This window comes from Enterobacter sp. E1, from assembly GCF_016809815.1.
GTDB classification, from domain to species: domain Bacteria; phylum Pseudomonadota; class Gammaproteobacteria; order Enterobacterales; family Enterobacteriaceae; genus Enterobacter; species Enterobacter adelaidei.
The window spans coordinates 951,605-965,661 of the sequence record NZ_JAFBJM010000001.1 but is presented as its reverse complement, the minus strand read 5'-3'; the positions used below and the strand labels follow the sequence as shown (position 1 = coordinate 965,661).

Genomic DNA, 14,057 nt, shown 5'->3' with positions numbered 1-14,057 from the left:
CATCACACAGCCGCTTTAACGGAGAGATTATGAAACTCTATTACGCCCCGGATACCTGCTCACTCTCACCCCATATCGTGCTTTGCGAACTGGCGATTGAGTTTGAACTGATTAAAGTGGACAACAGGAGCAAGCTTACCGCTGACGGGCGCGACTTCCTGACCATTAACCCTAAAGGGTATGTCGCAGCGCTTGAGCTGGATGACGGGAAAATCCTGACCGAGGGGCCAGCCATTTTGCAGTACCTGGCAGACCTCAAGCCAGAAAGTGGGCTGGCACCGCGAGCAGACAGCTGGGAGCGAGTGCGGCTTCAGGAATGGCTAAACTTTATCACCAGCGAAATACACGCTGGTTTGGCACCTCTCTTCAACAATATGTTGCCGGAAGAGGCCAAATCGATTTTTCGTGAGAAGCTGTTCAGGCGGTTCAGTTTTCTTCAGGAAACGCTCTCCACTAGCGCTTATCTGACGGGATCGGCATTCAGCGTGGCAGATGCCTATCTTTTCACCGTGCTGGGATGGTGCACATTCTTCTCAATTGAACTCAACGACTGGCCCGCGCTACTGGCGTACAGGGAAAAAATCAGTGCCCGGCCCGCTGTGCAGGCCGCATTGCGTGCGGAGGAGAAAGTCTAGGTCTGCTTATTCCGCCGCAGGTATTAATGCCTGAAGCAGGAGGCAAGTGAGGATGTGGAGTCAGGATGGGTTAGCATACTGTCACTCTGCATCTGATTGCATGGCGCTTTTCACGGCATCCTGCTTCCCGGGATTGCATTGCTGTTTTGTTCCTGGAAGATAAAATTTTCCCGACGCGTCCGGATCTGTTCCGCCCGGACAACCCGCACGGCCCGGAGCTGAGACGGTGCCATCCGAACCGTTTCCTCCATCCGAACCATTTCCTCCATCCCCACCATCCCCACCATTACCGCCACCAGCTGCATTTACAGCAAATGCGCCGAGTATGAGCAAAAATGTAATAACTCGTATAGTCATCAAAACCTCCAGTGCTCAGGGCATTTCACAGGAATCCCTCACTTCTGATTTTCAACATGCAACCTGACAGCCTCCAGCGTCCTTCTACGGATCCAGCCGCTCCCTGCCCGTATTGCCAGCCAGTAGGCCGCCATTTTGAGTTGAGTACGTTTGTCCGGACAATAGACGAAGGTCTCAGTACAGAGTTCATGTTGACCTGGCGCCAGTTCCGCTACCTGGTAGCGCAGCAACAGTTTTGCGCTGCCCGGCCCGGCGGGTGCCTGAAAAGCAATCGCATCGGGCGCGTTTTCCAGACCGAAATCTGTCCGCCAGAATTGCCCTCTTAAGCCAAAGCAGAGCTCGGATGCTGAGCTGTGCAACAGCGTAAAACTGTGCAGCCCAAAGTTGCCCGTCGAGTTAGTCTGCTGATTGTGCAGAAATTTCTGCGGTAATTGCCGCAAAGACATCAGCCGCCGAATGACGGGGTCTTGCTGGACGTCAAAGCTTGCAATCAACGGCAGAATATTTTCAGGGTTGGAAGTATGAATGACCGCTCGATGTTTCTCATGGAACTGAAACTGGGGTAAAAAAGCAGGGACATCCCGCCAGAGAGCAAGCGCTTTGCGGGTAACGAATCCGGGGTTCAGCATTTCACGTCCTTGTCATCCTTTGCACTCTGTCAGAGTAACAGATGGCATGCGGCAAACAATTACCAGGAAAACGTAGTTCCGGAGCGTATATCAATAAAACAGCAAAGTCCTGGATCCGACCCCGCGTTGCCTGCAACAACTTTCCAAACTGCACCCGATGCGTTTATGGTGTTGTTTCACCCTCACAGGGCATCAGGTGTCATATATGTCGAATGCAAAAGCTAACAAAGACTGGGTCAGACTGGCGCAACAACCCGGAAAAATAGAGCGCATAGAGGCGTATTTCAGCGGGCATGGCTATGAGCCGCATCGTCACGACACTTATGCCATAGGCCGGACCTTATCCGGGGTGCAGAGTTTTCACTATCGGGGAAGTAAACAACATAGCCTGCCGGGCGGGACAATGGTCCTGCACCCTGACGAAATACATGACGGAGAGGCGGGAACGAACGACGGATTCCAGTATCGGATGTTGTATATCGATCCGGCGTTAATTCAAAAAATCCTGGGCGGAAAGCCTTTGCCGTTTATTCCCGGCGGAATTTCATCCGATCCCCGGCTTTTTGCAGCGACCGAACCGCTGTTAAAAGCGCCGGAAGAATCTTTCGATACGCTGGAAGAAGACGATGCGCTCTACGATCTCGCCCACACGCTCGCCGTCGTGGGAGGACAACGTTTTCGCCGGAATCGGGTGGATTATCAATCCGCAGAACGCGCGCGCGAATATATACACACTGAATTCATTCACAATATTACGCTGGATACTTTATCCGCCGTCAGTGGCAGAGATCGCTGGAGCCTCAGCCGGGATTTTCGTGCGCTTTATGGAACGAGTCCTTATCGCTATGTGACCATGCGTCGACTTGTATACTGTCGACGCCTGATTCAGGCGGGCCTGTCGCTTGCTGAGGCTGCCGCTGCAGCGGGGTTTTCAGATCAAAGTCACATGACTCGTCAGTTCATCAAAACGTTGGGTATGTCGCCGGGGCGCTGGCAAAAATTCATTAAAGGTCATCCTGCCTGATTTGCACGATCGTTCAAGACCGGCACGCCGGCCTTATTCTATCCTGGATGCTTCTCAACCATAGGAAGTGTCGCAATGTATAGTCCTGTTAATTTAGACAATAAATTCTCTCTCTTCGACGCGCACTGGCAGCCGAAAGTCATCGCTCAGATGAATGACTATCAGTTTAAAATCGTCAAAATATCGGGTGATTTTATATGGCACGCGCACCCTGAAACCGATGAGGCATTCATCGTGGTCGAGGGCGTGTTACGTATTGATTTTCTTGACGGACATGTGCTCGTCAATCCAGGGGAAATGTACGTTGTGCCAAAAGGCGTTGAACATAAAACGTCTGCTGAAACGACGGTAAAAATGATGATGATAGAACCGTGTGGGGTCCTGAATACCGGACACGAAGGTGGGGAGCGCACCGCAGAGAACGACGTCTGGATTTGACGACGGAGGCTATGTTGCCGGGTGGCGGCTGCGCCTTACCCGGCCTACAAAAGCCACCAACCAAACCGGCTGCTACCCCTCACTCATCATCGCCAGAAACCGCTTCACCGTCCGCGAGCGTTCAAAACGCCGCCAGCAGAGTGCGATATCGGTGTAAAGCGCCGGTGAGCTCAGTGCATGGTAGGTAACATTCGGCGGAGAAATGGCCGCCATGGATTTCGGTACCAGCGCGAAGCCGCCGCCGGCGGAAACCATGCTCAGAGAGGACGAAAGCTGTGATGACTGCAGCGCGTGCTGCACGTCGATCCCGGCCCGTTCGCAGCAGCCGTAAACCCGGTCATACAGGCCGGGCGCGACCTCCTGCGGGAACAGCACCACTGGCGTATCCCGGAGTTGATCCAGCGCCAGATCGCCGCACGCCGCCAGCGAATGGTCGCGATGCAGCGCCACCACCATCGGCTCCCGGTCGAGGATTTTTAACTCGAATGCCTTGCTGCTCTCGCACGGCAGACGCACGAAGGCGATATCCAGCTCACCCTCAGCCAGCATCGTCGTCAGCGAAGACATATTAGCTTCCACCTGGTGAACCTGTACCGCCATGTTCTGCACCTGATACTGGCGAATCAGCGCGAAAATTTTGGGATGAAAAGCGTCGGAGCTGGTGATGCCAATCGACAGATTACCGTTCAGCCCGCGCGCGATTCCGCGGGCCTTTTCCAGCGCGGCGTCACTCAGCGCCAGGATCTTGCAGGCATCCTCATAGAACGCTTCCCCCGCTTCGGTCAGCTCCACGCCCCTCGTCAGGCGTCTGAACAGCGGCGTGCCCACTTCCTCTTCGAGCCGTTTGATCTGCTGACTCAGAGGAGGCTGAGAAATACCCAGCGCTTTGGCCGCTTTGGTGAAGTGTCGCTCGCGAGCAACCGCGACGAAATACCGCAGATAACGAAGTTCCATATCTAAAACGTCTCAAACCAGCATGGATTCTATATTGGAACTCTCTGCTGAATCGGGTCAACATTTATTTAACCTTTCTAAATAAAGTTGAAGAGGACGAGCATGATGATGCATTCATCTGCCTGCGACTGTGAGGCCAGCTTGTGCGAGACCCTGCGAGGGTTCTCCGCTCAGCATCCTGACAGTGTGATCTATCAGACATCGCTAATGAGCGCCCTGCTAAGCGGCGTGTACGAGGGGAACACCACCATCGCCGATCTATTGGCACACGGTGATTTTGGTCTGGGCACTTTCAACGAGCTGGACGGCGAAATGATTGCCTTCAGTAGCCAGGTGTACCAGCTGCGCGCCGACGGCAGCGCCCGCGCCGCGAAGCCAGAGCAGAAAACGCCGTTTGCAGTGATGACCTGGTTCCAGCCGCAGTATCGTAAAACCTTTGATGGGCCGGTCAGTCGCCAGCAGATCCACGACGTGATCGACCAGCAAATCCCCTCCGATAACCTGTTCTGCGCGCTGCGTATCGACGGTAACTTCCGCCATGCCCATACCCGCACGGTACCACGTCAGAAGCCGCCGTACCGGGCGATGACAGACGTGCTGGACGACCAGCCAGTGTTCCGCTTCAACCAGCGGAAAGGTGTACTGGTCGGGTTCCGCACGCCACAGCATATGCAGGGTATTAACGTGGCGGGCTACCACGAACATTTCATCACCGACGACCGTCAGGGCGGGGGCCATCTGCTCGACTACCAGCTGGAGAGCGGCGTACTGACCTTCGGTGAAATTCACAAGCTGATGATTGACCTGCCCGCCGACAGTGCGTTTTTGCAGGCCAACCTGCACCCCAGCGATCTTGATGCAGCGATCCGTTCCGTCGAAAACTAACAGGAGAACTACCGTGAACAGTGAGAAACAGTCACGTCAGTGGGCGCATGGCGCCGATATGGTCGTCGGCCAGCTGGAAGCGCAGGGCGTGAAGCAGGTGTTCGGTATTCCGGGGGCGAAAATCGACAAAGTCTTTGATTCCCTGCTGGACTCCTCCATTGAGATCATTCCCGTGCGCCACGAAGCGAATGCGGCGTTTATGGCGGCGGCGGTAGGGCGCCTGACCGGCAAGGCCGGGGTGGCGCTGGTCACCTCCGGGCCGGGTTGTTCCAACCTGATCACCGGCATTGCCACCGCCAACAGCGAAGGCGACCCGGTGGTAGCGCTGGGCGGGGCGGTCAAGCGAGCGGATAAAGCCAAACTGGTGCACCAGAGCATGGACACGGTCGCCATGTTCAGCCCTGTCACCAAATACGCGGTGGAAGTCAGCTCTCCGGATGCGATTGCCGAAGTGGTATCGAATGCATTCCGTGCCGCCGAGCACGGCAGACCGGGGGGCGCGTTCGTCAGCCTGCCGCAGGATATTGTCGACCAGCCCGCGACAGGCGCGATTTTGCCTGCCAGTGGCGCAGCACGAATGGGCCCGGCACCGGAGTCAGCGGTTAACGACGTGGCAAAGCTAATTGAAAAAGCCAAAAACCCGGTCATCCTGCTTGGCCTGATGGCCAGCCAGCCTGCTAACAGTGACGCGCTACGTAAGCTGCTGGAGAAAAGCCGCATTCCGGTCACCAGTACCTATCAGGCTGCCGGGGCGGTGAACCAGGAGCACTTCACCCGCTTTGCCGGACGCGTCGGTCTGTTCAATAACCAGGCGGGCGACAGGCTGCTCCATCTGGCGGATCTGATTATCTGCATCGGCTACAGCCCGGTGGAGTACGAACCGTCTATGTGGAACAGCGGGGATGCCACGCTGGTGCACATTGATGTGCTGCCTGCCTATGAAGAACGTAACTATGTGCCGGATCTTGAGCTGGTGGGAGACATCGCCGAAACACTCAATCTGCTCTCCAGCCGGATCGATCATAAGCTGGAGCTGAGTCCACGCGCCTCTGAAATCCTGGTCGATCGTCAGCATCAGCGCGATCTGCTCGATCGTCGTGGCGCATCGCTTAACCAGTTTGCCCTGCATCCGCTGCGCATCGTGCGTGCCATGCAGGACATCGTAAACAGCGACGTCACGCTCACCGTGGATATGGGCAGCTTCCACATCTGGATCGCCCGTTATCTCTACAGTTTCCGGGCACGTCAGGTGATGATTTCCAACGGTCAGCAGACCATGGGCGTCGCGCTGCCGTGGGCCATTGGCGCATGGCTGGTGAACCCGGGTCGCAAGGTGGTTTCGGTCTCCGGTGACGGCGGTTTCCTGCAGTCGAGCATGGAGCTGGAAACCGCTGTACGTCTCAACGCCAACGTGCTGCACATCATCTGGGTGGATAACGGCTACAACATGGTCGCCATTCAGGAAGAGAAAAAATACCAGCGTCTTTCCGGCGTGGAGTTTGGCCCGGTCGATTTCAAAGTGTATGCCGACGCCTTTGGTGCGAAAGGTTTTGCCGTGGAGAGCGCCGATGCGCTTGAACCGACGCTGCGTGCAGCAATGGATGTCGATGGCCCCGCCGTGGTGGCCATTCCCGTCGACTATAGCGATAACCCGCTGCTGATGGGCCAGCTCCATCTCAGCCAGATTTTGTGACTCAATATAAGGACAGAGAAATGCAAAAAGTTGCTCTCGTAACAGGCTCAGGCCAGGGGATTGGTAAAGCGATTGCGCTGCGCCTGGTGAAAGATGGCTTCGCCGTCGCCATTGCGGATTACAACGAGGAAACGGCGAAAGCGGTTGCCGATGAAATTACCCGTAACGGCGGTCGTGCTGTCGCCGTGAAGGTGGATGTTTCGAACCGCGATCAGGTATTTGCGGCGGTGGAGAAAGCGCGTACCGCACTGGGCGGTTTCAATGTGATCGTGAATAACGCCGGGATCGCGCCTTCCACGCCAATCGAGTCGATTACACCGGAGATTGTCGACAAGGTTTACAACATTAACGTGAAAGGGGTGATCTGGGGCATCCAGGCCGCGATCGATGCTTTCCGTAAAGAGGGGCACGGCGGCAAGATCATCAACGCCTGCTCTCAGGCGGGCCATACCGGCAACCCGGAACTGGCGGTGTACAGTTCCAGCAAGTTCGCGGTGCGCGGCTTAACCCAGACGGCAGCACGGGATCTTGCTCCTCTGGGGATCACCGTTAACGCCTACTGCCCGGGGATCGTTAAAACGCCAATGTGGGCGGAGATCGACCGTCAGGTGTCTGAGGCGGCAGGTAAACCGCTCGGCTACGGGACTGAAACCTTTGCCAAACGCATTACGCTTGGCCGTTTGTCTGAACCAGAAGACGTCGCTGCCTGCGTTTCATACCTCGCCGGGCCAGATTCCGACTATATGACCGGCCAGTCGCTCTTAATTGATGGTGGGATGGTGTTTAACTAAATACTAATAAGCTCTGACATGAGTTTTCCCCTGCACCCGTGCAGGGGCTTTTTTTTGTCTCCTCAGCCATTGTGCATTACACTGCGCGCTGCAAAACTTTAGTCATTACGATCTGACAGGCGGTAACAGCGATGAACGGTACAATCACAACGTGGTTTAAAGATAAAGGCTTTGGATTTATCAAAGATGAAAACGGCGACAACCGCTATTTTCATGTGATTAAGGTCGCGAACCCTGATCTGATTAAGAAAGATGCGGCGGTGACCTTCGAGCCAACCACCAACAACAAAGGCCTTTCCGCCTATGCGGTGAAGGTGATCCCGGAAAGTAAACACCTCTATATTGCCGGCGAGCGCGTGAAGCTCACCTCGATCAAATCCTTCGTGGTGTTTAACGAAGAAGAACCGGTTGATACTAAAATCGACAAAGAGAACGCGGTGCTGTCGGTGGGGCTGCTGATGAACAGCATTAAGCCGAAGTCCGAGAAAAAGCCGGGCGAAATGCGCACGGTGAAGAAGCTGGCGATCACCACCTTCCAGAACACGACGCTGATCTTCACCGAAGATGAGATCGACATTGATGCTACGGTGAAGCTGCTGAAGTGATTTTTTTGCCGGGTGGCGGTTCCGCTCTACCCGGCCTACAAAAAAACCTCAACGCGGCACGAAACGTAGGCCCGGTAAGCGCAGCGCCACCGGGCACCGCCGCGCGCACTTACCCCATCCGGTGCTCGCCCCGCAACATCGCCTCGCGGTCAAACACCCTCTGGATCTCCCCGTGCGCCATAAACGCCGCCCGGTCGGACATATGCGCAATCACGTCCGCATCGTGGCTCACCAGCAGGTAGGTCATGCCGTGCTCGGCTTTCAGGCGGTTCAAAAGATTGAGAATTTCCGCCTGCACGGACATATCCAGCGCCGAGGTCGGCTCGTCCAGCAGCAGAAGCTGCGGGCGCAGCAGCAGCGCGCGGGCAATGACCACGCGCTGGCGCTGGCCGCCGGAAAGCTGATGCGGATAACGCTTGCCCGCGTCGGCGGAAAGCCCCACCTGCTGCAGCGCATCCGCCACCTTTTCGGTAATCTGCGTTTCGCCGTGGATGTTTAACGGCTCCGACAGGGTGCGCGCAACGGTGTGGTTTGGGTGCAGCGACGCCCACGGATCCTGAAACACCATCTGCACGTTGCGGCGAAGCTCGCCTTCAAAACGCCGTCCTGGCCGTAACGCGTCTCCCTGGATCGAAATGCGGCCGTTCCACTCGCGCTGCAGCCCCGCCAGCACGCGCAGAATAGTCGATTTCCCGCAGCCGGATTCACCTATCAGGCTGAAGGTTTCGCCTTTCTCGATGGCAAAGCTGGCGGCGGACACGGCCGATTTCTCCCCGAAGCTCACCTGGAGATCCTTAACGTCAACGAGCGTCATGATCGGTCTCCTTCCACGGCTGAGAACGGTCCAGCGTCGGCAGCATCTGGCCGAAGGTGTTGGCGTTTGGACGGCAGGTCCACAGGGTGCGCGTATACGGATGCGTCGCCTGCGAAAGCCGGTTCGCCGCCATCTCATCGACCTTCTCGCCCTGATACATCACCAGCACGCGGTCGCAGTGTTCCGCCACCAGCGGCAGGTCGTGGCTGATTAACAGCATCGCCATCTGGCGTTCTTCGCTCTGCTGCACCAGCAGCTCGAGGATCTGGTTGCGCAGGCGAGCGTCCAGCGCGGAGGTGGGTTCGTCGGCAATCAGCACCTGCGGGTTGTTGATCAGCGCAATGGCGATCATCACCCGCTGGCCCATGCCGCCGGAGAGCTCGCCGGGGTAGCGCGTGAGGACATGTTCGTTGAGTCCTACGGCGCAGATAATCTCGTGCATGCGTTCACGTCGTTCTGAGCGGGGCAGACGCTGATGCAGGGTGAGCGCCTCATCAAGCTGAGCGGCGACGTTTTTCGCCGGATTCAGCGCGTAGCGCGGGTCCTGCAGGACCATCGCAATCCCGTTACCGCGCAGCGCCTGCCAGCGGCGGGTGCTCAGGGTCAGCAGGTCGTTGCCGAGCACGTTAAGCCGGTTCGCGCTCACGATGCCGGGCTTGCGCACCAGCCCCATCAGGGCGCGGGCGGACATCGATTTGCCCGAGCCTGATTCCCCGACCAGCGCCAGCCGCTCGTTGCCCAGCGTGAAGCTCAGGCTGTTGACCACGCGCGCGGCGGGGTAGTCGATATTCAGCGCATCGACGATGACGCGTTGTTCAGTCATGCTGTGGCTCCAGTACGTCGCGCAGGCCGTCGCCCAGCAGGTTAAAGGCGAGGCTGGCAAACAGAATCGCGCCGCCCGGAATGGCGGCAATCCACCACTGGTCGAAAATGACCTGCATGCCGTCGGCGATCATCGCGCCCCATTCGGCCATCGGCGGACGCGCGCCAAGGCCGAGGAAGCCCAGCCCGGCGGCCGCCAGAATAATCCCCGCCAGATCCAGCGCCAGCCGCACAATCGCGGACGGCAGGCACAGGGGCAGAATATGGCCGACCAACAGGCGCAGCCCGCGAATGCCCATCATTTCGGCGGCGGCGAGATAGTCGCTGTGGCGCAGACGCTGAATTTCACTCCGCGCCTGCCGCGCGTAGGCGGGCCAGGTGGTTAGGGCCAGCGCCAGCGCGCCGTTGACCAGCCCGGGGCCGAGCATCGCCACAAACGCGAAGGCGAGGATCAGGCGCGGCATCGACATCACCACGTCGGTAAAGCGCATCAGGATGCGCTCCATCCAGCCGCCGTAGTAGCCGGACAAAATCCCCACCAGCAGCCCGGCGGGCAGGGTGATAACGGTGACTAACGCCACCAGTCCGAGCGCCGGACGGGTGCCGTAAATCAGACGTGAAAGCAGGTCGCGACCGTAGCTGTCGGTGCCCAGCCAGTGCTGGATATTGGGTGCCTGTAAGCGCGCGGCGGCGTCCTGCCAGTTCGGGTCAAGCGGCGCGAGCCACGGCGCGAACAGGGCGATAGCCACCAGCAGCGCGATGGCAGCCAGCCCGCAAAACGCGGCGGGGGAGCGGCGCAGGCGGCGTAAGAAAAGATAAAACGGCATCAGCGCACCCTGGGATCGGTCGCCCGCACGAGCAGGTCAGTAAGGTTATTGATCAGCACAAAACAGATACCAATCAGCAGCGTGCCGCCCATGATGGCGGTGGTGTCTCCGGCGAACAGGGCGGTGGTGAGGTAGCGCCCGATGCCCGGCCAGGAGAAGACGGTTTCGGTCAGTACCGCGCCTTCCAGCATGCTGGTGTAGGCCAGGGCGATCACCGTCAGAAGGGTGCCGCGAATGTTCGGCAGCACGTGGCGCAGCAGAATGGCCATCTCCCCGGCACCCTTGGCGCGGGCAAGCAGAATGTACTCTTTGTTCATCTCGCTTAGGCAGGCGGATCGCGTCAGGCGGGTGATGCTCGCGAGCGAGTAATAGGCCAGCAGCAGCACCGGCAGCACCAGGTGGCTGACGGCGTTGCGGAACGCCTCGCGGTCGCCGGAAAGCCAGGTATCCATCAGCGCAAAGCCGGTGCGCGGCTCGACGGTGAACTGCCAGATATCGTCCAGCCTGCCGGGACCCGCGCTCCACTGCAGCTTCGCGTAGAACAGGGCCAGCATCAGCAGGCCGAGCCAGAAGATCGGTACCGAGTTGCCGAGCAGGGTGAGGGTTCTGATGGCAAGATCGAGCGGCGAACCGGCGTAGCGGGCGCACAGCACCCCGGCAATCACGCCGAGCACGGCGCCGATGATTAACGCCAGCGTCGCCAGCTCCAGCGTGGCGGGGAACGCGTGCAGCAGGTCCTGCAGCACCGGCTGCCCGGTGGCGCTGGCCGTGCCTAAATCACCGTGGGCAAGATTTTGCAGGTAGTGCCAGAACTGCACGGGCAGGGGGCGATCCAGCCCTAGCTGGTGGCGAACCTGATCGTAGGTGGACTGGCTGGCGTGATCGCCGACGATCTGCAGCACGCGATCGACCGGTGAAAACGCCGAGAGCGCAAACGTGACGAGCAGCAGCCCGAAGAGCGTGAGCAGCAGGGTCAGCAGACCCTGGAGCACGCGGGTGGATAGATGTGGCATGGGAGATCTCTTCATTCCGGGTGGCGGCTTCGCCTTACCCGGCCTACAAAAACCGAGAACGTAGGCCGGGTAAGCGCAGCGCCACCCGGCAACAAGGGCTACTTCGTGACGCGATCGTACCAGACCATATCCGCGTTCAGCCCCTGTTGATACCCCTTCACGTTATCGCGCACCACGATCTGGGTTTTGCCCTGATCGACGAACACGTACGGCGAATTCTGCTGCAGCTGTTCCTGCATCTTCTTGTAGAGATCCAGACGCTTCGCCGGATCCGGCTCGGCTACCGCCGCCAGCGTGGCTTTGTTCAGCTCTGGAATTTTCCAGCCGTTCAGTCCGGCCACGGTGCTGGATTTTCCGTCGTTCCACGCAAAGGCGCTGGCGTTAGAGTGCGCGTCGAAGTAGTCCGGGATCCACAGACGAATCGCCGCCTGGTGCTGCTTTGCGCGCACACGGGCATAGACCTGGCTCCCGGCGGCAGGCAGCAGATCGACTTTCACGCCGCCCTGGGCAAAGCTCGCCTGCATGGATTGCGCGATAGTGATGAACGGCGGCTTGTTCTCCACGTCCAGCGTGAAGTGCGCGTTTTTAATCCCCGCTTTTGCGAGGATCGCTTTCGCTTTTGCCGGGTCAAACTTAAATGGATTGTCTTCCAGCGCGCCCGGCAGCCCGACCGGCAGGAAGCTCTGATGAACAAAGTACTGGCCTTTCAGCAGGTTTTTGGTGATGCCTTCATAGTCCACCAGCCAGCGCGACGCTTCCCAGAAGGCCGGGTTATTCAGCAGCGGGTTGGCGCTGTTGCCGGTGTTAAACACCAGGTAATTTTGCTCGGCGGACGGAATGCTCAGCACCTTCACGCCAGGCTTGCCGTCCAGGGCGCTTATCTGATCTGCACCCAGATCGCGCGCCACGTCCGCATCACCCTGCTGGATCAGCAGGCGGCGTGAAGCCGGGTCGGGGACGTTTTTAATGATGATGCTTTTGAGCTTCGGCGCGCCGCCGGGCGCTGACTCGTTGGCTTCCAGCACGATGGCCTGATGCGGCTGATAGACGCGCATTTTGAACGCGCCGCTGCCCGCCGAGTGCATTTTCAGCCAGGCGTTACCGAAGTCGTTATCCTTCACGTTTGCCGCGACCTGCTTTTCATCGACGATGGAGGCAATCGGCGTGGAGAGAATATTCAGCGCCACCGACGGGCTAACGTCCGCCGTCCAGTGAAGCGTGAGGGTATGGTCGTCCACTTTCTTCAGCTGGCTGGCGATGTTGCTCGCGTCCCAGCCCAGCACGTTGAGAATAAACGCCGGAGATTTGTTCAGCGTTACGGCGCGGGTATAGGAGAAGATCACGTCTTCCGGGCGCAGCGGGTTGCCGGAGGCGAATTTGGCATCGGGCTTAAGTTTAATCGTCAGCGTTTTTGCTGCCGCGTCCGCTTCCCAGCTTTCTGCCAGAATCGGGGTGATTTTTTCAGGGTTATCGCGGTCCGGCTGTACCAGGCGCTGATAGAGGCTCGGCACGGTCTGGATGCTGGAAAGCTCGTTGGCTTCGGCCGGGTCGAGGCTTACGATGTCATCAAGCCCCTGGGCAACAACCAGCGTGTTGGGCGGAGTAGCGGCGTGGGCAGCGCTTGAGAGCGCAGCCAGCACCAGTAACGGCAACAGTTTTTTCGTCATAGCGATCCCTGAGAAGAATATATTGTGATTGTTTTATGCTCCGCTACGTTAGGTCGACTCTTAAATTCCGCAAAGTCGAAATTCAGCTTTGCTTATATCTTCCGGGAATATCGCATGCGCTCGGGCTATTAGAATACGCTGCTTTTCGCCCGCTTTTTAACCTGCTATAACAAACTCCTTACCTTTCAGGGAGTCACCGTCGTGCCCGAAATCAATCAACATGGTCAAACCGTTAACGATATCGTTCCTGGCTGGAAAGGCGCGCGCGTATTAACCCGCACGCCGCTGTTCGGTCAGTATTGCCGTCTTGAGCCGCTGGATGTCGATCGCCATGCAGCCGATCTCTATGACGCCTACGCGCTGGGCGACGACAGCGACTGGACATGGCTTGCCAGCACGCAGCCTGAAAGCGTGGAAGCCACCGCACACTGGGTGCTGGGAAAGGTGCTGGATGACGAGCTGGTGCCGTTTGCCGTCATTGATTTACGCACTGAACGTGCGGTGGGGCTGGTGAGCTATATGGCTAACGAGCGGCTGCTGGGGTCGGTTGAAATCGGTCACGTGACCTGGTCGCGCAAAATGAAAGGCTCCCGCATCGGTACTGAAGCGGTGTGGCTGCTGCTGAAAAATGCGTTTGAGCACGGCTACCGTCGTCTGGAGTGGAAGTGCGATTCAATGAACATTGCCTCACGCAGGGCGGCGGAGCGGCTGGGGTTTGTCTGGGAAGGGCGCCTGCGCCAGAAGCTGGTGCGCAAAGGGCGCAACCGCGACAGCGATATGCTTTCTATTATTGACGGCGAATGGCCGCAAAGAGACGCCGAACTGCGCGCCTGGCTGGCGGCGGAGAATTTTGACGGGGAAGGGCGGCAGATTAAGCGGCTTGAGGCGTTTCGGTTATAAGCT

At 58.2% G+C, this 14,057-nt stretch carries 16 protein-coding genes; 8 read left to right on the top strand and 8 right to left on the bottom strand.

All coding sequences use genetic code 11. From position 1 onward, the window contains the following. Positions 1-29: 29 nt before the first annotated feature. Positions 30-635: a glutathione transferase GstA gene (gene gstA, locus JGF26_RS04765; protein WP_134707271.1), complete on the top strand. Its 606-nt coding sequence runs from the start codon at positions 30-32 to the stop codon at positions 633-635. Positions 636-716: 81 nt separating this feature from the next. Here gstA and JGF26_RS04760 read toward each other — a convergent pair whose 3' ends face one another. Both JGF26_RS04760 and JGF26_RS04755 read right to left on the bottom strand, forming a co-directional pair. Next, positions 717-992 (bottom strand): hypothetical protein, encoded by a 276-nt coding sequence (locus tag JGF26_RS04760; protein WP_075204635.1) that lies wholly within the window; start codon positions 990-992, stop codon positions 717-719. A gap of 38 nt (positions 993-1,030) precedes the next feature. Continuing rightward, positions 1,031-1,621 (bottom strand): hypothetical protein, encoded by a 591-nt coding sequence (locus tag JGF26_RS04755; RefSeq protein WP_028019538.1) that lies wholly within the window; start codon positions 1,619-1,621, stop codon positions 1,031-1,033. Positions 1,622-1,826: 205 nt separating this feature from the next. Here JGF26_RS04755 and JGF26_RS04750 point away from each other — a divergent pair, with 205 nt between their 5' ends. Both JGF26_RS04750 and JGF26_RS04745 read left to right on the top strand, forming a co-directional pair. After that, positions 1,827-2,645: an AraC family transcriptional regulator gene (locus tag JGF26_RS04750; RefSeq protein ID WP_164989094.1), complete on the top strand. Its 819-nt coding sequence runs from the start codon at positions 1,827-1,829 to the stop codon at positions 2,643-2,645. Between the two features lie 75 nt (positions 2,646-2,720). Continuing rightward, a complete protein-coding gene (locus tag JGF26_RS04745) occupies positions 2,721-3,083 on the top strand; it encodes a cupin domain-containing protein (RefSeq protein ID WP_028019536.1) in 363 nt (120 codons plus the stop codon). Positions 3,084-3,155: 72 nt separating this feature from the next. On the opposite strand, the gene JGF26_RS04740 is transcribed toward JGF26_RS04745, so the two are convergent. Next, positions 3,156-4,037, bottom strand: coding sequence for a LysR family transcriptional regulator (locus tag JGF26_RS04740; RefSeq protein WP_114978036.1), 882 nt, complete (start codon positions 4,035-4,037; stop codon positions 3,156-3,158). A 105-nt stretch (positions 4,038-4,142) separates the two neighbouring features. Here JGF26_RS04740 and budA point away from each other — a divergent pair, with 105 nt between their 5' ends. The 4 genes from budA (at position 4,143) to JGF26_RS04720 (ending at position 8,011) form a co-directional block, all read left to right on the top strand. Further along, positions 4,143-4,922: an acetolactate decarboxylase gene (gene budA / locus JGF26_RS04735; RefSeq protein ID WP_028019534.1), complete on the top strand. Its 780-nt coding sequence runs from the start codon at positions 4,143-4,145 to the stop codon at positions 4,920-4,922. Between the two features lie 13 nt (positions 4,923-4,935). After that, a complete protein-coding gene (gene alsS, locus JGF26_RS04730) occupies positions 4,936-6,615 on the top strand; it encodes an acetolactate synthase AlsS (protein ID WP_028019533.1) in 1,680 nt (559 codons plus the stop codon). Positions 6,616-6,635: 20 nt separating this feature from the next. Then, a complete protein-coding gene (locus JGF26_RS04725) occupies positions 6,636-7,406 on the top strand; it encodes a (S)-acetoin forming diacetyl reductase (protein ID WP_028019532.1) in 771 nt (256 codons plus the stop codon). 131 nt (positions 7,407-7,537) lie between these two features. Beyond that, entirely contained in the window at positions 7,538-8,011 is a 474-nt protein-coding gene (locus tag JGF26_RS04720) for a cold shock domain-containing protein (RefSeq protein WP_028019531.1), read from the top strand. 109 nt (positions 8,012-8,120) lie between these two features. Here the strand turns inward: JGF26_RS04720 and JGF26_RS04715 are convergent, their stop codons facing one another. The 5 genes from JGF26_RS04715 to JGF26_RS04695 all read right to left on the bottom strand — a co-directional run bounded on the left by JGF26_RS04715 (position 8,121) and on the right by JGF26_RS04695 (position 13,154). Continuing rightward, positions 8,121-8,825, bottom strand: a complete 705-nt coding sequence (locus tag JGF26_RS04715; RefSeq protein ID WP_134707272.1) for an ABC transporter ATP-binding protein — start codon at positions 8,823-8,825, stop codon at positions 8,121-8,123. Then, positions 8,812-9,648: an ABC transporter ATP-binding protein gene (locus tag JGF26_RS04710; protein ID WP_134707273.1), complete on the bottom strand. Its 837-nt coding sequence runs from the start codon at positions 9,646-9,648 to the stop codon at positions 8,812-8,814. The genes JGF26_RS04715 and JGF26_RS04710 overlap by 14 nt, the downstream gene beginning before the upstream one ends. Next, entirely contained in the window at positions 9,641-10,474 is an 834-nt protein-coding gene (locus tag JGF26_RS04705; protein WP_108090641.1) for an ABC transporter permease, read from the bottom strand. The genes JGF26_RS04710 and JGF26_RS04705 overlap by 8 nt, the downstream gene beginning before the upstream one ends. Then, complete coding sequence (locus tag JGF26_RS04700) at positions 10,474-11,487, bottom strand: ABC transporter permease (protein WP_134707274.1); 1,014 nt, start codon at positions 11,485-11,487, stop codon at positions 10,474-10,476. The genes JGF26_RS04705 and JGF26_RS04700 overlap by 1 nt, the downstream gene beginning before the upstream one ends. 98 nt (positions 11,488-11,585) lie before the next feature. Further along, positions 11,586-13,154, bottom strand: coding sequence for an ABC transporter substrate-binding protein (locus JGF26_RS04695; protein WP_108090639.1), 1,569 nt, complete (start codon positions 13,152-13,154; stop codon positions 11,586-11,588). A gap of 201 nt (positions 13,155-13,355) precedes the next feature. Here JGF26_RS04695 and JGF26_RS04690 point away from each other — a divergent pair, with 201 nt between their 5' ends. Next, a complete protein-coding gene (locus tag JGF26_RS04690; RefSeq protein ID WP_134707275.1) occupies positions 13,356-14,054 on the top strand; it encodes a GNAT family protein in 699 nt (232 codons plus the stop codon). The last annotated feature ends 3 nt before the right edge of the window (positions 14,055-14,057 follow it).